Source organism: Vreelandella neptunia (assembly GCF_000712975.1).
GTDB lineage: Bacteria > Pseudomonadota > Gammaproteobacteria > Pseudomonadales > Halomonadaceae > Vreelandella > Vreelandella qaidamensis.
Genome location: NZ_JHQL01000003.1, coordinates 690,887 through 708,203 on the forward strand (window position 1 = coordinate 690,887; position 17,317 = coordinate 708,203).

Consider the following 17,317-nt stretch of genomic DNA (forward strand, 5'->3'; position numbering starts at 1 on the left):
TATTCATTATTTATTTGGCGTTTATTGCTGTTGGCTGGCCTGAAAACAGTTTTTTTAGCTATATTAAAGCTGTTTGGTTAGTGATATTTTTTAGCAGGTTATTTGTTGAAAACAATTATCTGAACTTTAGTTGGTATTTTCTTTCAGGGAGTGCAACACAATGGCGTGTCAAACGGTGGTTTTAGGGGCAGGTATGGTTGGTGTCAGTATTGCTTGGCACCTACAGCAGCGTGGTCATCAAGTAACGTTGGTTGATCGCCGCCAACCAGGCCGTGAAACCTCTTTCGGCAATGCCGGTATTATTCAGCGGGAAGCGGTGCGTCCTTATCCTTTTCCACGGGATATGAAAACGATACTGAGCGTACTGCCAAACAATCGTGTTGATATCCGCTATCGTCCTGCCGGCATGATTAACGCAGCATCGCCATTGCTCAGTTACTGGCATAATTCGTCTAGCCGACTTTATAAAAAAATAGTGCCTGAATACGCATCATTGATACAGCTCTGTTTGAAAACTCATGCGCCTATGATTGAAGCGGCTAAGGCGGATCATTTGGTTCGCCGCGAAGGGTGGCTGGAGATTTATCGCACGCCAAGCAAGCTCTACAAGCGAGTGAAAGAAGCAGAAGAGGCGCGGGACCTTTACGGTGTCCAGTTCTCAGTTTTAGACCGTGACACACTAGTTGAAAAAGAGCCTGATATAAGCAGTGACATTATCGGCGCTATTCATTGGCTTGACCCTTGGACGGTTGCAGATCCCGGTGGTTTAGTTGCTGCTTATGCAGAAGCATTTACTCAGTTAGGCGGACGTATTCTACAAACAGATATCCAAGGGTTGAAGCAGCAGGGAGAGCGTTGGCAAGTTGATACTGCCGCTGAGTGTCTTGAAGCAGACAATGTTGCTGTTGCATTAGGGCCTTGGGCAGGCAGCTGGATGAAAGGGCTGGGCTATCATTTTCCGACGTTTGTTAAACGTGGCTATCATATGCACTACGCCACCCAAGCACCTGCGAAGCTTCATTACTGGCTGATGGATGCTGAGGTGGGGTATTTACTTGCTCCAATGAACGCAGGCGTTCGGTTAACAACAGGGGCTGAGCTTGATCGCCTTGAGTCACCGGCAGATGAGCAGCAGTTAGGAGCTGCAGAAAAAGTGGCCCGTTCAGTATTTCCGCTTGGTGAACGGCGAGATGCATCTGCTTGGAAGGGTGCGCGGCCATGTTTGCCTGACATGAAGCCTGTTATAGGTCCTGCTCCTAAGCATCGTGGTCTATGGCTAGCTTTTGGACATGGGCATCAGGGATTCACCTTAGGCCCTGCTACTGGGCAATTGTTGGCGGATATGATGGAAGGTAAGCCGACTGAGATTGATATGACCCCTTTTAGGGCTGATCGTTTCTAAAGCAGTGAGTGATGGTTGCCTAAGTGTTTAAGGGGAGAGACTCTTGGTAGTAAAGCATGATGTTTGCTATCTTGGTAAAACATGCAGCCAATCGTGAGGTGAAAGATGGATGTTGCCGTAAGCAACGCAGTGAGCACCGCACTTTATATGAATCAAGCGCAATCTGCTGAGCAAGCACAGATGCAGATTTTTAAGCAGTCTCTTGATATGCAGGCTCAGCAAGTATCTGAAGTGCTTGCCTCTGCTAATATGGGGGCCCAGCCAGACCTTGCCCAAGAGGGCAGCGTAGGCACGCAAGTTAATACTTACGCCTAGCCAAACAGAAATCAGTACGAGAAAAGCGCCGACAAGTTCGGCGCTTTTTTTAAGAGTTCACTTAACGACTTTACTAGCGTATGCCGAAGCTTTTCTTTTTACTCCGCAAGTGGTTACTTTCTTGATCCCCCCTTTGCTATCCATGGTATGCCGCAGCGGCCTAGTTGCGTTACCATATATCCATGTAAACGCCGATATTTAAGGCGCCACCCCAGTCATAACGTTGTACCATTTTTAGAGAACTCCATGTCTGACGCCAAATTAGCGCGCGAAGCTGAACTACGCCGTACGTTTGCGATTATTTCGCACCCTGACGCTGGTAAGACCACCATCACCGAAAAAATGCTGTTGTTTGGAAATGCGATTCAGTTAGCTGGCTCTGTTAAGAGTAAGCGCAATGATCGGCATGCGACATCAGACTGGATGAAGATGGAGCAAGAGCGGGGGATCTCGGTCACAACGTCGGTGATGCAGTTCCCCTACGGCGGCCGTATCGTGAACTTGCTGGATACTCCGGGGCACGAAGACTTTTCCGAAGATACTTACCGTACGTTAACCGCGGTGGATTCCGCGTTAATGGTGATTGATGGTGCAAAAGGTGTTGAGGATCGTACCATCAAGCTGATGGAAGTCTGCCGTTTGCGCACGACACCTATTCTAACGTTCATCAACAAAATGGATCGTGATATTCGCGATCCCATCGAAGTTATGGACGAGGTGGAGACAGTGCTCAACATTCAATGCGCGCCCATGACATGGCCAATTGGTATGGGGCGGCACTTTAAGGGTGTGTATCACCTCTATAATGATGTCATTCATTTATATACCCAGGGTCAAGGCAGCCGCATTACAGACGACAAGCGGATTGAGGGCTTAGATAACCCGGAAGTTGAAGCTGTGCTTGGCGAGGAGCAAGCCGAAGAATTACGCATGGAAGTCGAGTTGGTTCGCGGTGCTTCTCATGAGTTTGATCTGGAAGCCTATCGTCGTGGTGAGCTGTCACCTGTGTACTTCGGCACCGCGATGGGTAACTTCGGCGTGCGCGAAATGATGGATGGATTTGTCGAGTATGCGCCGCCGCCCCAGCCGCGTGAGACTGATACCCGTGAAGTAACCGCTCAAGATGACCGCTTTACTGGTTTCGTGTTTAAAATTCAGGCGAATATGGATCCGAACCATCGTGACCGTATTGCCTTTTTGCGTGTGTGTTCCGGTAAGTACGAAAAGAATATGAAGATGCGCCACGTACGCATAGGCAAAGACGTGAAAATTGCTGATGCGCTAACGTTTATGGCATCAGACCGTTCTCAGGTAGAGGAAGCTTGGCCAGGCGATATTATTGGCTTGCACAATCACGGCACGATTCAGATTGGTGATACTTTTACGGTGGGTGAGGATATGCGCTTTACCGGCATTCCCCACTTTGCGCCAGAATTGTTCAAACGGGTTCGTTTAAAAGATCCGTTAAAAATGAAAGCGTTGCAAAAAGGGCTCCAGCAGCTCTCTGAAGAAGGCGCTACTCAGGTCTTTATGCCGATGGATAATAACGACCTGATTCTTGGCGCTGTCGGTACGCTGCAGTTTGACGTTGTTGCTCACCGTTTGAAGGAAGAGTACAAAGTTGACTGCCTGTATGAAGGGGTCAATGTACAAACCGCACGCTGGGTCTATTGCGAAGATGCCAAGATGTTGGAAGAGTTTAAGCGTAAAGCGAGTTCCAACCTTGCCATCGATGGCGGTGGATACTTGACCTATATCGCACCAACGCGAGTTAACCTTCAGATGACCCAAGAGCGTTGGCCGGATATTCGTTTCCAGCCCACTCGCGAGCACTGATCTAGCGTTCCTTGCTATGTTGATTGATGCCCACTGCCACCTGGATTTTACAGCGTTTGATGATGATCGCGATGCGGTTATCGAAAATGCCAAGGCGGTGGGTGTTGAACACTTTGTCGTGCCAGCAACGACACGTTCCCATTGGCCGAATGTGCTGGCGCTGGGCTCACGAACGGATGTAAGCCTGTGTGTCGGTTTACACCCTTACTTTATTGATGCGCACTCTGACCACGATTTAGTCGCCCTTGAAACGCTGTTAGCTAAGCACGAAGCTGAGGCGGGAAAACGCTTTGTGGCAGTAGGTGAGTGCGGTATCGATGGCCGTTTTACTGAGTCATTAGAAGAACAGTGGAAGTACTTCAACGCGCAGCTCCGCTTAGCTAAACAATTTGATTTGCCTGTCGTGGTGCACTGCGTAAAAGCTAATGATCAGGTGAGTAAACGGCTGCGTCAGCTGGCGCTTCCTCGTGGTGGGCTCATTCACGCGTTTTCAGGTTCTTATGACCAGGCTGCTAAGTTTCTCGATCTAGGATTTACTCTTGGCTTGGGAGGAGCGGTTACTTACGAGCGCGCGCAGCGTCTTCGTGAGGTGGTGGCACGCTTACCTGACAATGGGTTTGTGTTGGAAACTGACAGCCCCGATATGCCGCTGAGCGGCTATCAGGGCCAACGTAATGAACCGTGCAGGGTGGCGAAGGTAGGTAACGTGGTGGCAGCGCTACGACATCAGCCATTTGAACGGATAGCAGCACTAAGTAGTGCAAATGCTATTCGGTTATTTGACCTGCCATTACGATGTGAGAGTGTTAACTAACTGTTCAGGATCTAGGCGCTCAACAGCATAAGGCAAATCGCAGAGTGTTATCGAATGTCCTTGCCAATAAAGGGGGGTTAGCGCTTCAGTGACCTTAGTATTTGCTACCGCGAGCATCTCAATTTGCTGTTTATCGCTAAACGCGCTGCTAACCACTTCCCCTACGGTTTTATCCTGCTCATCCACTAACGTGTCACCAACACGGGGTAAAGTGTCAGCGGTGGTTGTAACGCGCACCAAGCGTTTTTTCACTTGGCCACGAAAATGCGCCCGAGCGACAACCTCTTGTCCTGTATAACAACCTTTCTTAAAGCTAATCCCCCCTAGCGCTTCCCAGTTGAGCATTTGTGGCAAAAAGTGGTCTTGCTGAGAAGCTGTTAACCACGCCAAACCACTGCGGATATCTTCTAATAGCCACGTGTTGAACGCATCTTCATTATCATTAACTTCAATGGCGTGTTGTTCAGCAGCATTCTCTATAGTGATTAACCAACGCCCGTGACCTGGCTGGCACAAGGCTGTCGCTTGGGCATTACTGTGATGGGTAAAGGGTTGGTTAGGAAGAGCTAAATCAAACGCCTGGGCAGCCTTGTTGGCACTTTCGCTAGCGCCCACGATAAGCATTGATGACTGAGTCTGCAATTCGACGCGATAGAAAGCGGCAAACTTAGCTAAATGACTGGCAAGCATCTCTATTAATGACGTGCTCAGCAGTAGTCTATAATGCCCGTCACTGACTTTTAGCAGTTGAGCATTCGCCAGCATTCTTCCTTTTGGCGTACAAAAGCAGGTAAGAGGGGCAAAAAAGCCATCAGCTAACGCTACTTGAGCACTTGTTTGTCCTTGCAGGAATTTCTCAGCATCTGCTCCTTTGATATCTAAGGCGGCGAGGTGAGGCAAACGGACGCAGCCGTTTATGTTGAGTAGCGAAGAGGCAGTCGCCATATAAACTCCATAAGAGGCAAGGTAGGGTAAATGTAACGTAATCGTATTTGTACCAAAGGTGCGGGCAATGCTTGCAGATTGCAAGGGTTCTAGTGCGTGCTAGAATTTTACGTCCGTATCAGTTTTGCATAGCTTTTAGTTGTCTACTTACACTAACGTAGTGACTTCAACATAGTGACTTCAATCCAGCGTAGAAAAGGGCAAGGAATGGCGTATCAATCATTGACGTTTCAAGGTGTCAAAACAGCAGATCAGGTAAATAAGATTACCACGGCACTGATGATGCTGGATGGGGTCGATAGTGCCGAGGTAGGTCGCTACGGTGCCGAGGTGGAGGGGCGGGCGAAGCGTGAAGCACTTATAAAAGCGGTCGATAAATTAAATCTCGGCATAAAGGTATCCTGATGCATAAGCCAATTACGATTATCAGTGAACGAAACCATACCTTTCGTCAGCGTATTGAAGTGGATGGTTTGGAAGACCTCTATGGGGACGTGCCTCCGGTAGTAGGCGGAGACGGTAGTGCACCAGATCCGCATGATTACTTTGATATTGCACTAGGTACCTGCAAAGCAATTACCGTGCAAATGTATGCCAAGCGCAAAGAGTGGCCTCTAGAAGGCATCACCGTTAAAGTTCAGCGCGATGATAGTGAGGAAAGAAAAGGTGTCTATAAGTTAGCCGTGACGATGACTTTCCACGGTATTGATGACCCTGAACAGCGGGCAAAGCTCGAAGATATTAGCCACCGCTGCCCAATACAGCGGTTGATGACCCAGGCGACGGTAGAAATTTCCACGTTTACCGAGTAGTTCACTTTCCCTCTGAAGGAGTCATGATGAGCAAGGAATTCCGGCTGCAGTCCAAATTTAAGCCTGCTGGTGATCAGCCCGCCGCGATACGCAGCCTGATTAGCGGGCTTGAGTCGGGGCTTGCCCATCAGACCTTGTTAGGGGTGACTGGCTCGGGTAAGACGTTCACGATGGCAAATGTTGTGCAGCAGCAGCAGCGACCAACGATCGTCATGGCTCCCAATAAAACGCTAGCTGCCCAGCTATATGGCGAGTTCAAAGCATTTTTCCCGGATAACGCAGTAGAGTACTTTGTCTCTTACTATGACTATTATCAGCCAGAAGCCTATGTCCCTTCTTCAGACACCTTTATCGAGAAAGACGCTTCTATCAATGACCATATCGAGCAAATGCGCTTATCTGCTACGAAAGCGCTGCTGGAGCGTCGTGATGCGCTTATCGTTGTCTCGGTATCGGCGATCTATGGTCTAGGTGATCCAGATCAGTATCTCAAAATGCGGCTGCATTTTACCCGCGGGGAGCTGATTGACCAGCGTGCATTTTTACGCCGCTTAGCCGAGCTGCAATATACCCGTAACGATATGGATTTCCGCCGAGGTACCTATCGGGTACGTGGCGATGTCATCGATATTTTTCCTGCGGACTCTGACGAGGAAGCGGTGAGAGTCGAATTATTTGACAATGAAGTTGATTCTATTCGCCTATTTGACCCCTTAACCGGCGAGGTGCGTACCCACGTGCCTCGCATGACTATCTATCCAAAATCGCACTATGTCACACCGCGAGAAACTATTTTAGGCGCGATTGATGCGATTAAATCAGAGCTTAAAGAGCGTCTTGAGTGGATGCGCAAACATGAGCGTTTAGTTGAAGCGCAGCGATTAGAACAGCGCACTCTCTACGATATCGAAATGATGCTGGAACTCGGCTACTGCAACGGCATTGAAAACTACTCACGCTATCTTTCAGGCCGCGCGCCTGGCGAGCCACCCCCGACGTTCTTCGACTATCTGCCGGATGACGCGTTGCTGTTTATTGATGAGTCTCATGTAAGCGTACCCCAGGTTGGCGGTATGTATAAGGGCGACCGTTCTAGAAAAGAGACCCTGGTTGAATATGGCTTTCGGCTACCCTCAGCGCTAGATAACCGCCCAATGAAATTTGAAGAGTGGGAATCTATTTCGCCACAAACCATCTTTGTGTCGGCAACACCAGGCAAGTATGAAGCCGAGCATGCCAGTCAAATTGTTGAACAGGTGGTGCGTCCAACGGGGTTGTTAGACCCGGAAATAGAGGTTCGCCCTGCCAGCACCCAGGTTGATGACCTGCTCTCAGAAATTGGCTTACGTACCGCTGTTGGTGAGCGTGTTCTTGTAACTACGCTGACCAAGCGCATGGCAGAAGATCTGACCGAGTACTTTGATGAGCACGGTATCCGCGTGCGTTATTTGCACTCGGATATTGATACCGTTGAGCGTGTAGAAATCATTCGCGATCTGCGTCTTGGTAAGTTCGATGTATTAGTCGGCATTAACTTACTTCGAGAAGGCTTGGATATTCCTGAAGTGTCGCTGGTTGCCATCTTAGATGCGGATAAAGAGGGCTTTTTACGCGCTGAGCGCTCACTGATTCAAACCATTGGCCGTGCAGCACGTAACGCTCATGGTAAAGCTATTTTATACGGTGACAAAATCACTGATTCAATGCGAAAGGCAATTGATGAAACCGAGCGTCGCCGTGCCAAGCAGACCGCTCATAATGAAGAGCATGGTATTACCCCAACGACGGTGACACGCTCGGTAGCGGATATTCTTGAAGCCGCTCAAGCACCGGGCAAAAAGAGTAGTCGTCGGCGTGGCAACGACCGGAAAGTAGCTGAAAATACGGCTGAGTATGATGTTGCCACGATGAGCAAGCATGATTTGCTGGGCGCTATTAGTAAGTTAGAGGATGCCATGTTCGAGGCTGCGCAAAATTTGGAGTTTGAAGAAGCAGCGAGGCTTCGTGATCAGCTTCATCAGATGAAAGAAAAACAGCTGGCGCTAGGATAAATAATGCCTGAAGGTCCTGAGATTCGTCGTGCTGCGGATAAAATACAGAAACAGATAGGCGGCAAGCACCTTGATGATGTCTGGTTTGCATTTCCTGAACTCGCCCAGCAAGCAGGAACGCTGATTGGTCAGCGGGTTCAGGCAGTCGATACGTGGGGCAAAGCCATGCTCATTCGTTTTGCAGACCATCGTGTGCTGTATTCCCACAATCAGCTCTATGGCGTATGGAAGCTGCATAGCGAAGATAAGCTGCCAAGCACGAAAAGATCGTTACGTGTTCGGCTGGTTGCCGAGGGCAGGGCGGCCAGTCTTTACAGCGCGTCTGATATTTCGCTGTGGCATGAGAGCGAGCTAAACCAACATCCTTTCTTGTCGCGCCTTGGGCCTGATTTATTAAGTCAAAACATATCTCCTGATGATGTGAAACAACGACTTACTGATCCAGTATTTATGCGTAGAAGCCTCGGCGCATTGTTACTTGATCAAGGGCTTGTCGCTGGGCTAGGAAACTACTTGCGCTCTGAAATTCTTTTTCTAGCTAATTTGCACCCTAAAAAGCGCCCCGTTGACTTAACTGAAAATCAGTTAAGCCAGCTCGCCGCTATGATCGTGGAAACGACCCGTCAAGCGTATTTAGAAGCAGGTGTTACTAATCGCGAGGCATGGATTAAACAGGCCATTGCCGCCGGTGAACCACGCCGACAATGGCGTTTTAGCGTGTTTGAACGCGCTGGTCTTTCCTGTCATCGCTGTGGCTCAGTGATAGAGCGGATGATGATTGGTTCTCGTCGGCTGTATTTGTGCCCAGTGTGCCAGTCTTTGGATTAATATTTTATACCGTTATCTTTCTAATTCGATTAATTGCATCAGACTAATGCCGTAGGTGTTACCAACAGGTTCACCGCCTATGTGGCTGCCGCATAAAGGCCAATACGGTATACTTACTACACATCTAGACGGCCATTACAAAGGTCGCAGCCAAGACGATAACCGAGGAGTTGTTAGTCCATGACCGTGATTCGCCAGGACGACGTCATTCAGAGCGTTGCCGATGCTCTACAGTACATCTCTTACTACCACCCAAAAGATTTTATTGATGCAATGTCAGCCGCTTACGAGCGTGAAGAGAACCCTGCTGCAAAAGATGCAATAGCACAAATCTTAATTAACTCGAGAATGTGCGCTACTGGCCATCGTCCGATTTGCCAAGATACCGGCATTGTGACGGTATTTGTCCATGTGGGTATGAACGTCACTTGGGACGCCGAACTTAGCCTTGACGATATGATTAACGAAGGCGTTCGGCGTGCATACAAGCTGCCGGATAACGTGCTGCGTGCCTCCGTTCTAGCAGATCCAGACGGTAAGCGAGCAAACACTAAAGACAACACGCCAGCGATTATTCATCACTCAATTGTGCCTGGCGATAAGGTTGATATCCATGTGGCCGCTAAGGGCGGTGGCAGTGAAGCAAAATCTAAGTTCGCGATGTTAAACCCCTCTGATAGTGTGGTTGATTGGGTGATGGAGCAATTGCCCAAAATGGGTGCTGGTTGGTGCCCGCCCGGTATGCTGGGTATTGGCATCGGTGGCACTGCTGAAAAGGCAATGATGATTGCCAAAGAGGCGTTGCTGGATCCTATCGATATTCAAGATTTACAAGCGCGTGGTCCTAGCAATCGCGCTGAAGAGCTGCGTCTTGAACTGTTTGATAAAGTTAATAAAAGCGGTATTGGGGCTCAAGGTTTAGGTGGTTTAACCACGGTGCTGGATATCAAAGTTAAAGACTATCCGACCCATGCGGCCAATAAACCCGTGGCGATCATCCCGAACTGTGCAGCTACCCGCCACGCACATTTCACACTTGATGGCAGTGGCCCAGTGGCTCTTCCTGCTCCTAAACTTGAAGATTGGCCAGAAATTACTCGGGAAACGGGCGACAACGTTAAACGCGTTAACCTTGATACGGTTACTCCTGAAGAAGTGAAAACCTGGCAGCCAGGTGATACGTTACTGCTGAACGGCAAGTTATTAACTGGCCGAGATGCAGCACATAAACGTATGGTAGATATGATTGCAAAAGGCGAGCCGCTTCCCGTTGATATGAAAGGAAGGTTTATATACTACGTGGGGCCTGTTGATCCAATCGGTGATGAAGTTGTTGGCCCTGCTGGCCCAACTACCGCTACTCGGATGGATAAATTTACCCGTACTATGCTTGAAGAGACTGGCTTGCTTGGTATGGTCGGTAAAGCTGAACGTGGTCAGACTGCGATTGATGCCATTCGTGACAACAATGCGGTTTACCTGATGGCCGTTGGTGGTTCTGCTTACCTTGTTGCCCAAGCAATTAAAAAATCCCGTGTCGTTGGCTTTGAAGATTTAGGCATGGAAGCCATCTACGAATTTGAGGTTGAAGATATGCCGGTTACCGTCGCTGTCGACAGCCAAGGTACGTCTGTTCACCAAACAGGTCCGGCTAAGTGGAAGGAAATTATCGCCCAAAAGGCGTAGCACAATGACGGCGTAAAGCTGCTATCGGTTGCAAATAAGCCCCGTCTCGCACGGGGCTTTTGTGCATTAGCGGTGAAATAACCCAGTAAACAGCTCACTACATACGAGGAAAAGTCAATGACCTCATGGTTGCTAGGGACCAGCATTATGCTGATACATCTATTGGGTATTGTGTCAGCGGTCATGGCGCTTATGTCAAGCCGAACGTCCCAGGGTGCTGTGGCGTGGATTATTTCACTGTTAACGTTTCCTTATGTGGCGCTACCCGCCTATTGGTTTTTCGGACGGCCGCGCTTTTATGGCTATGTAACAGCAAGGGGTGCACGAGATAATGTGTTACGCCGAGTGTTAGTGCGTTATCGCCATAATATTAAGCCCCACCTTTCATTACCAACTAGCACTGATATCCAGGCAGTAGAGCAACTAGCTATGATGCCGTTGACTAAGGGCAACAGTGCCGACTTATTAATTGATGGTGAAGCGACCTTTGCAAGTCTTTTTGAAGGAATCGATCAGGCTAAAGATTATTTGTTGCTACAATTTTTTATTGTGCGTAATGATGCCTTAGGTAAACGATTGCAGCATCATTTGATAAAAGCGGCACAGCGCGGCGTGCGTGTTTATTTTCTTTACGATGAAGTGGGTAGCCGAAAGTTAAATGATGGTTTTTTAAACGAAATGGTGAAAGAAGGCGTTGAGGTTAAAGCATTTCGTTCTTCTCGTGGCTTTAAACATCGCTTTCAGCTTAATTTTCGTAATCATAGAAAAATAGCAGTAGTGGATGGGAAGCAGGGATGGGTAGGTGGATTTAATGTAGGTGTTGAATATCTTGGGCAAAATCCCCGCCATGGTCCTTGGCGTGATACCCATTTAGCCCTGAGCGGCCCTTGTGTGCTGGGGTTACAGGAAGCTTTTTGGGAAGACTGGCACTGGGCTACAGGTGAAGTCATTACCCTAAACTGGCATGCAGAGAGTCATCCACAAGATGACCATCACGTAGTGATTGTGCCATCTGGCCCTGCCGATAAACAGGACACGGCTAGTCTTTTAATTCAACAATTAATTCATAGTGCCAATGAACGACTCTGGGTAACTAGCCCGTATTTTGTTCCTGATCAGGGAGTACAGGATGCGCTGAGATTGGCAGCAATGCGAGGCGTCGATGTTCGTGTGATGATTCCCGAACGGCCTGACCATTTGCTTGTGTTTTTATCAGCATTTTCATTTCTACCGGATATGTTAAGAGCAGGCGTAAAAATATACCGTTATCTCCCTGGGTTTTTACACCAAAAAGTGATGCTGATTGATAGCAGTGCCGCGACAGTCGGCACAATAAACCTGGATAATCGGTCTTTTAGGCTTAACTTTGAGATAACAGCTTTCATCCCAAGCACAGTGTTTGCTAGTAAAGTACATGCCATGCTAGAGCAAGATTTTGCTCAATGTCGTCGCGTTACCATTGACGAAATTAGCCAGCGCCCAATGTGGAAAAAAGTGATTTCACGTGCGGCATATTTAACCGCGCCTATTCAGTAATTAACAATCCCCCCTGCACGCTGCTAACAATGATTAGTCACAAGGAGTTTTGGGTGAATTTAGAAACAAAATGGCTCGAAGATTTCGTTGCGTTAGCAAACACACGAAGCTTTTCGGCATCTGCCAGGCAGCGCCACGTCACACAGCCTGCCTTTAGCCGTCGTATTCGTGCGCTAGAACAAGCAGTGGGGGTCACCTTGGTTGATCGCTCTACGACTCCAATTGGCCTTACATCAGAGGGGCAGTTATTTTTAATCACCGCGCGGAACCTAGTAGAGCAATTAAATGAATCCTTAAGCCACCTCAGAGGCGTTTCGATTGCTAATGAAGCGCTTGATATCGTAGCCGCTCATTCGTTAGCGTTAAGTTTTTATCCCCCTTGGATTTCTCGCCTACAAAAAGGGTTAGGTGAACTACCTACTCGGTTAGTCGCCATGAACGTTGGCGAGGCCATCCATGTTCTGCGCGAAGGTAACTGTGATCTGATGTTGGCATATTATGACCCCTTTGCCACTATGCAGCTGGACGCAGAAGTCTTTCCCTCTTTTTCTATTGGCCAAGTGAAAATGTTGCCGGTTTCATTGCCGGATGAACAAGGCAAACCACTGTTCTCAATTCAAAACGACAGTTCAATTCCTTATCTAGCATATACGCAGGGGGCATTTCTGGGGCGAAGCGTACGCATGCTGCTCAAAAACGATCCATTGCGACTCAAGCTTCGTACGGTTTATGAAACAGCCATGGCAGAAGGTTTGAAAGGTATGGTGCTGCAAGGAGTGGGGATCGCTTGGATTCCTGATTTTTGTATCCGTGAAGAGCTCAAAACCGGCAAATTAGTAAGAGCTGGCGATGAAAATTGGGATATTCCTCTAGAAATAAGACTTTACCGCTGTTCGTTAGTCCATAAGCCTGGCGTTGAGCGTCTTTGGCGTCAAATGATGAAGCTGCCCCGCGATTTTCTGCAGGCATAGCCTGCAGAATAATAGCTAGAAAATTGATGTGAGAAAGCGCCAGGATACTAAAATGTACTTAAATCTGCCGGCAAACCGAGGAAGTTTTGAATAATAAAAAAGTGATCTTCAAACAAACTTTCAGGTTCCAAGTCTGCGAGAGCAACCCAGCGAGCATGGTCACCACCTTTGACTGGTTTTAAGCGGGGCAACTGCTGGTCAGGTCTAAGGGCAAAATAGAAAGCTTCCGCTAGTGTTCTTCCTCGCCAACTTCGATGAGGCTCATCAAACAATCGTTGTCCGCGCAGCGAGCCTTTCAAAACTGGTTCGGGTACTTTCAGCCTTAAACGTTCGCGAAGCTCTCTCAGACAAGCATCTAATAAACGCTCATGGGGATTTATGAAGCCACCCGGTAATGCAAAAAGCCCTTTTCCTGGCGCAGCCGTTCGCTTCACCAGCAGAATATGGCCCGATTGGACAACAACCGCATTAACGGTTACAAAAATTGGCGGGTAGGGGGCTTGTGCCCACGCTTGCTTATACTGATCCAGTAACTGCTGCTCTTCTAATAGGCAATGGTAGTCAATACCTTTACAAAATTTATCAACGCTTTTAACAACTTCTGGTGGTAAATCATGGTAAGCCCCCGTGCTCAAATAGTCATCAGTAGAGCCGAGAGAACGGAATAGGCGCTCACGTATTTGGCTCGCCGAGATACCTTCAACGAGTGGAACACTGACGGATTCCCATTGGGGGAATAGCGATAAGTAGTAGCTTGATTGCCCCCTGCTGGCACCAATCAAACCAATACGGGGTAAGCGAGCGTTCGCAGGCGAAGTTAAGTCGCGCACTTTACGTTGCACGTCTCGTACCCACACATCATCGTTGTAAAGCGCATCAAGTAATGGCGTAATCTCTAGACGTTGATTGTCTAGGTCATCAAATCCAGAGCGAATCATTGCTTGACGCTCATCGAACTTCCACGGGTTGCGTAAAGAGCGCGCCTGCCAGGCAGACCCCACTAATACAATGACTTGACGTGCCTGTTTTAACGCCTCACGGATAATAGCAAGATGGCCAAGATGAGGCGGCTGAAAACGACCAATAAACACCAAGCAATCAAAGTCGTAAGCCGTAGCAGGTGTAACAGCATCCGAATTCATAACGCTTCCTTGGTCGTAAGAGAGAAAGGAGAGCCATTATGAAGTGGGTAGTTAAGGGGCGCAATGTGTCTCCACCTGCGCTCAACGTTTTAGTTCGGTATGATTGTCAGATGTAGCTTATGTAAGTGCTTAATAGGGACACTTTTTGTTAAGGGAATGAATATGCTGAAAAAAACGATCATTTTTTGGTGGAATGTGGTTCAAGATGCAACAGCGTTATGGCTTGAACGAAATGCCTTCAGCTATGCAGGATCATTAGCGTTTTACACACTGTTCTCTTTAGCACCCACCGTCATCATAGCGGTGACTGTTATTGGAGTCGTCCTGGGGGAAGAGGCTGCTCAAGGTCAGATTGTTGCTCAGCTTCAGGGTACATTAGGCGCTGAAGCTGCACTTGCGATTGAGCAGGCCGTTGCCCAATCACGTATCGAAGAGTCAGGTATCTTACCAACAATACTTGGCTTTGTGGCCTTATTGGTAGGGGCCACGACCGTATTTGCGCAAATGCAATTTTCGCTTAATACCATATGGGGCGTCACTGCAAAGCCCACCTCTAATAGTGCTCTTATCTTTATAAAAAATCGTTTACTGTCTTTAACGGTTGTTTTGTCTATTGGCTTCATCCTACTAGTATCGTTAGTGTTAGGAGTTATCTTGCGGGGTATGCTCCATGGAGCCGGTAATTTATTACCCTATGCTAGCTTATTAACTACATCGCTTGAGTCATTAATTTCACTGGCGATGGTAGCGCTATTGTTCGCTACTATTTTCAAAGTGTTGCCAGATGTTGTTCTCCGTTGGCAAGATGTACTAATTGGTGCGGTAGTGACCGCCGTGCTATTTACAATTGGTCGCAGCGTCATTGCTATCTATTTGGCATATACCGCCACAGCATCTACCTATGGAGCAGCGGGGTCTGTTGTGATGATTTTGCTATGGGTATATTACAGTTCATTAATATTGTTATTTGGCGCTGCGTTTACTCGCTCTTTGTTACTCCGTCGTGGACGACCATTGGTACCGCGTAATAGTGCAGTGCTGGTGAAACGAGAGTTGTTATAAAGCGTGTGTTGATTTAAAAATGTTGTTTTAAAACAGATAGGTAGATGGTCCTAGAAAAGGTTTGTTTTAGAAGTACGGGTATCAACAGAGTTCAGTTTGCATCTTTATCAGGCTGAATTCTAAAAGGACTGTTCTTATAAGCACTGATTTATAAACACTGGGAGGACAGTTTATGTCGACTTGTTGTGTGCGTGCCTATGTAACGGGGCAAGTGCAGGGAGTATGGTTTCGGCGATCAACACAAGAGCAAGCGCTACAACGAGGCCTAACGGGGTATGCTAAAAATCTACCTGACGGGCGTGTTGAAGTCGTTCTATGCGGTGATTCAGCGGCTGTGTCTGCTCTAACAGAGTGGCTATGGCAGGGGCCAGAAGGAGCGCGAGTCACCCATGTCACAATTGAAGTACTGGATGATCACCGCGCTCCTGATCATTTCGCTACTTATTAAGCGGCGCTCGATTAATTCGCCTCACTTTGCCACTGTTTTATATTATCAGCGGTGAGGGCCACAATATTTTGGCGAGCCTCTGGCGTAATCCAGGCATTATGAGGAGTCACTATCAAATTGAGTGCCTCGCCTTCTGCTAACGCAGTTAATAGAGGATGGCCTTCTTTCGGCGGCTCTGTGGGAAGCACATCAACCGCTAGCCCGCCAATTTTTCCATCGCGAAGCGCTTCAAGCGCGGCTTCCTCGTCAATAATGCCACCACGAGCACAGTTAATAAGTAGTAGTGATGGCTTTGCGCTTGCCAATCGTGTGCGATTGATAAGGTGCTTGGTTGTTTCGTTAAGCGGGCAATGCAAGCTAATAATATCTGCCGTCGGTAATAAGTCGTCGAGAGAGGGGCGTTTGTCGTCTGTTTCATTTCCAGGTCGAGCAGCAAAGGTTACTTTCATACCAAACGCTTCAGCTAAGCGCGCCACCTCGGTTCCTAGCTCCCCTTGGCCGACCATTACTAAATGCTTATCCGACAGTTGTAGCGTTGGGTGGCCTTGTAAGCAAAAGAAATCGCTGCGCTGCCATTCACCCTGAGCAATGTCGGCTTGATAGCGTGGCAACCGATTTGCCAATGCCAGCATTAGCATTAACGTATGCTGAGAGACACTAGCTGTTCCGTAGGCAGTGACGTTTTTTACCATTATGTTCTGGGCTTTAGCTGTGTGAATGTCAATGTTGTTAAGCCCAGTAGCTAGCACACATATCAGCTTCAGTTTAGGCAATGTTGCTAGTGTTTCTGCGTTCAGTACAACCTTGTTGACAATCGCTATGTCCGCCTCCGCCAAGCGCTCACTTGCTTGCTCGGAGGTACTTTGCTGATACACCTCTAAATGATTAACAATGTGACGAATTGCTGTGAGATCGATATCCGCACCTAAGCTCTCGGCATCTAGCATTACCGCATTGGGCATTTTTCTTTTCTCCATTATCTGTCGAAAGGCGCTTGGCCTTGCTCAGCAGGGGGCACAAAAGGGTATAATGTGTCGCTCTATCAACCGCAGTCTTGGAATTTATTCCGGTAGGCCACATATTCTTTGCCTGGCAACCGTTATATTTGCCGCTAGTCTATACAAACTTAGCCTGTCGGAGTTGAGCTTTTCAGGAGTTATCAACATGCCCATCTATGAGTACGAGTGCAAGGCCTGCGGTCATCGCATGGAAAAATTGCAGAAAATCAGCGCGGATCCGCTGAAGGATTGCCCCGCGTGCCAGGGAGCCAGTCTTGAGCGCTTGGTCTCAGCAGCTGGTTTTCGCCTTGCTGGCGGCGGTTGGTATGAAACCGATTTTAAAACAGGAAGTAAGAAAAACTTGGCGGCAGATGGCCAATCTACTTCCAGCGCTAGTGCTACAAACGATACCAGTAGCGCATCAACGAAAAAGGGCGCCGCGGCTTAGCCGCGGTTGTCAGGGTCAGAAAG

The 17,317-nt window shown here is 48.2% G+C and carries 17 protein-coding genes; 14 read left to right on the top strand and 3 right to left on the bottom strand.

Annotation, left to right across the window (positions count from 1 at the left end; all coding sequences use genetic code 11):
- Window positions 1-160 precede the first annotated feature (160 nt).
- From CR46_RS0111270 to CR46_RS0111285, 4 genes are all read left to right on the top strand, one after another.
- Window positions 161-1,402, top strand: a complete 1,242-nt coding sequence (locus CR46_RS0111270) for an NAD(P)/FAD-dependent oxidoreductase (RefSeq protein WP_030072899.1) — start codon at window positions 161-163, stop codon at window positions 1,400-1,402.
- Window positions 1,403-1,507: 105 nt separating this feature from the next.
- Window positions 1,508-1,717, top strand: coding sequence for a putative motility protein (locus tag CR46_RS0111275; protein ID WP_030072901.1), 210 nt, complete (start codon window positions 1,508-1,510; stop codon window positions 1,715-1,717).
- Window positions 1,718-1,963: 246 nt separating this feature from the next.
- Window positions 1,964-3,553, top strand: coding sequence for a peptide chain release factor 3 (locus CR46_RS0111280; protein WP_030072904.1), 1,590 nt, complete (start codon window positions 1,964-1,966; stop codon window positions 3,551-3,553).
- 16 nt (window positions 3,554-3,569) lie between these two features.
- A complete protein-coding gene (locus tag CR46_RS0111285; protein ID WP_030072906.1) occupies window positions 3,570-4,367 on the top strand; it encodes a TatD family hydrolase in 798 nt (265 codons plus the stop codon).
- On the opposite strand, the gene ygfZ is transcribed toward CR46_RS0111285, so the two are convergent.
- On the bottom strand, window positions 4,344-5,312 hold the full coding sequence (gene ygfZ, locus CR46_RS0111290; protein WP_030072908.1) for a CAF17-like 4Fe-4S cluster assembly/insertion protein YgfZ: 969 nt from the start codon (window positions 5,310-5,312) through the stop codon (window positions 4,344-4,346). The two genes, CR46_RS0111285 and ygfZ, sit on opposite strands and share 24 nt — an antisense overlap.
- A gap of 207 nt (window positions 5,313-5,519) precedes the next feature.
- Here ygfZ and CR46_RS0111295 point away from each other — a divergent pair, with 207 nt between their 5' ends.
- From CR46_RS0111295 to CR46_RS0111325, 7 genes are all read left to right on the top strand, one after another.
- Window positions 5,520-5,717, top strand: coding sequence for a hypothetical protein (locus CR46_RS0111295; RefSeq protein WP_030072910.1), 198 nt, complete (start codon window positions 5,520-5,522; stop codon window positions 5,715-5,717).
- Window positions 5,717-6,124 carry an OsmC family protein gene (locus CR46_RS0111300; RefSeq protein WP_030072912.1) on the top strand — a complete coding sequence of 136 codons (408 nt, stop codon included), beginning with the start codon at window positions 5,717-5,719 and terminating at the stop codon, window positions 6,122-6,124. The genes CR46_RS0111295 and CR46_RS0111300 overlap by 1 nt, the downstream gene beginning before the upstream one ends.
- A gap of 26 nt (window positions 6,125-6,150) precedes the next feature.
- On the top strand, window positions 6,151-8,175 hold the full coding sequence (uvrB, locus tag CR46_RS0111305; RefSeq protein WP_030072914.1) for an excinuclease ABC subunit UvrB: 2,025 nt from the start codon (window positions 6,151-6,153) through the stop codon (window positions 8,173-8,175).
- Between the two features lie 3 nt (window positions 8,176-8,178).
- A complete protein-coding gene (gene nei, locus CR46_RS0111310) occupies window positions 8,179-9,003 on the top strand; it encodes an endonuclease VIII (protein ID WP_030072916.1) in 825 nt (274 codons plus the stop codon).
- Window positions 9,004-9,183: 180 nt separating this feature from the next.
- Window positions 9,184-10,689 carry a fumarate hydratase gene (locus CR46_RS0111315; protein WP_030072918.1) on the top strand — a complete coding sequence of 502 codons (1,506 nt, stop codon included), beginning with the start codon at window positions 9,184-9,186 and terminating at the stop codon, window positions 10,687-10,689.
- A 117-nt stretch (window positions 10,690-10,806) separates the two neighbouring features.
- The gene (gene cls, locus CR46_RS0111320; RefSeq protein WP_030072920.1) at window positions 10,807-12,225 is read left to right on the top strand and encodes a cardiolipin synthase; all 1,419 of its coding nucleotides are present in this window, start codon (window positions 10,807-10,809) and stop codon (window positions 12,223-12,225) included.
- A gap of 53 nt (window positions 12,226-12,278) precedes the next feature.
- The gene (locus tag CR46_RS0111325; RefSeq protein WP_030072922.1) at window positions 12,279-13,196 is read left to right on the top strand and encodes a LysR substrate-binding domain-containing protein; all 918 of its coding nucleotides are present in this window, start codon (window positions 12,279-12,281) and stop codon (window positions 13,194-13,196) included.
- A 47-nt stretch (window positions 13,197-13,243) separates the two neighbouring features.
- Here CR46_RS0111325 and CR46_RS0111330 read toward each other — a convergent pair whose 3' ends face one another.
- A complete protein-coding gene (locus CR46_RS0111330) occupies window positions 13,244-14,338 on the bottom strand; it encodes a bifunctional nicotinamide-nucleotide adenylyltransferase/Nudix hydroxylase (RefSeq protein WP_030072924.1) in 1,095 nt (364 codons plus the stop codon).
- 162 nt (window positions 14,339-14,500) lie between these two features.
- Between CR46_RS0111330 and CR46_RS0111335 the strand changes: the two genes are divergently transcribed.
- Together CR46_RS0111335 and yccX are read left to right on the top strand one after the other, a co-directional pair.
- A complete protein-coding gene (locus CR46_RS0111335; protein ID WP_030072926.1) occupies window positions 14,501-15,400 on the top strand; it encodes a YihY/virulence factor BrkB family protein in 900 nt (299 codons plus the stop codon).
- Between the two features lie 172 nt (window positions 15,401-15,572).
- Window positions 15,573-15,848: an acylphosphatase gene (yccX, locus tag CR46_RS0111340; protein ID WP_030072927.1), complete on the top strand. Its 276-nt coding sequence runs from the start codon at window positions 15,573-15,575 to the stop codon at window positions 15,846-15,848.
- Between the two features lie 11 nt (window positions 15,849-15,859).
- Here the strand turns inward: yccX and CR46_RS0111345 are convergent, their stop codons facing one another.
- Window positions 15,860-16,810, bottom strand: a complete 951-nt coding sequence (locus tag CR46_RS0111345; protein WP_030072929.1) for a D-2-hydroxyacid dehydrogenase — start codon at window positions 16,808-16,810, stop codon at window positions 15,860-15,862.
- 202 nt (window positions 16,811-17,012) lie between these two features.
- On the opposite strand from CR46_RS0111345, the gene CR46_RS0111350 reads away from it, so the two are divergent.
- On the top strand, window positions 17,013-17,294 hold the full coding sequence (locus tag CR46_RS0111350) for an FmdB family zinc ribbon protein (RefSeq protein WP_030072930.1): 282 nt from the start codon (window positions 17,013-17,015) through the stop codon (window positions 17,292-17,294).
- The last annotated feature ends 23 nt before the right edge of the window (window positions 17,295-17,317 follow it).

Coding starts and splice junctions, on each gene's coding strand:
- CR46_RS0111270 (WP_030072899.1), top strand. CDS start 161: ATGGCGTGTCAAACGGTGGTTTTAGGGGCAGGTATGGTTGGTGTCAGT.
- CR46_RS0111275 (WP_030072901.1), top strand. CDS start 1,508: ATGGATGTTGCCGTAAGCAACGCAGTGAGCACCGCACTTTATATGAAT.
- CR46_RS0111280 (WP_030072904.1), top strand. CDS start 1,964: ATGTCTGACGCCAAATTAGCGCGCGAAGCTGAACTACGCCGTACGTTT.
- CR46_RS0111285 (WP_030072906.1), top strand. CDS start 3,570: ATGTTGATTGATGCCCACTGCCACCTGGATTTTACAGCGTTTGATGAT.
- ygfZ (WP_030072908.1), bottom strand. CDS start 5,312: ATGGCGACTGCCTCTTCGCTACTCAACATAAACGGCTGCGTCCGTTTG.
- CR46_RS0111295 (WP_030072910.1), top strand. CDS start 5,520: ATGGCGTATCAATCATTGACGTTTCAAGGTGTCAAAACAGCAGATCAG.
- CR46_RS0111300 (WP_030072912.1), top strand. CDS start 5,717: ATGCATAAGCCAATTACGATTATCAGTGAACGAAACCATACCTTTCGT.
- uvrB (WP_030072914.1), top strand. CDS start 6,151: ATGAGCAAGGAATTCCGGCTGCAGTCCAAATTTAAGCCTGCTGGTGAT.
- nei (WP_030072916.1), top strand. CDS start 8,179: ATGCCTGAAGGTCCTGAGATTCGTCGTGCTGCGGATAAAATACAGAAA.
- CR46_RS0111315 (WP_030072918.1), top strand. CDS start 9,184: ATGACCGTGATTCGCCAGGACGACGTCATTCAGAGCGTTGCCGATGCT.
- cls (WP_030072920.1), top strand. CDS start 10,807: ATGACCTCATGGTTGCTAGGGACCAGCATTATGCTGATACATCTATTG.
- CR46_RS0111330 (WP_030072924.1), bottom strand. CDS start 14,338: ATGAATTCGGATGCTGTTACACCTGCTACGGCTTACGACTTTGATTGC.
- CR46_RS0111335 (WP_030072926.1), top strand. CDS start 14,501: ATGCTGAAAAAAACGATCATTTTTTGGTGGAATGTGGTTCAAGATGCA.
- yccX (WP_030072927.1), top strand. CDS start 15,573: ATGTCGACTTGTTGTGTGCGTGCCTATGTAACGGGGCAAGTGCAGGGA.
- CR46_RS0111345 (WP_030072929.1), bottom strand. CDS start 16,810: ATGCCCAATGCGGTAATGCTAGATGCCGAGAGCTTAGGTGCGGATATC.
- CR46_RS0111350 (WP_030072930.1), top strand. CDS start 17,013: ATGCCCATCTATGAGTACGAGTGCAAGGCCTGCGGTCATCGCATGGAA.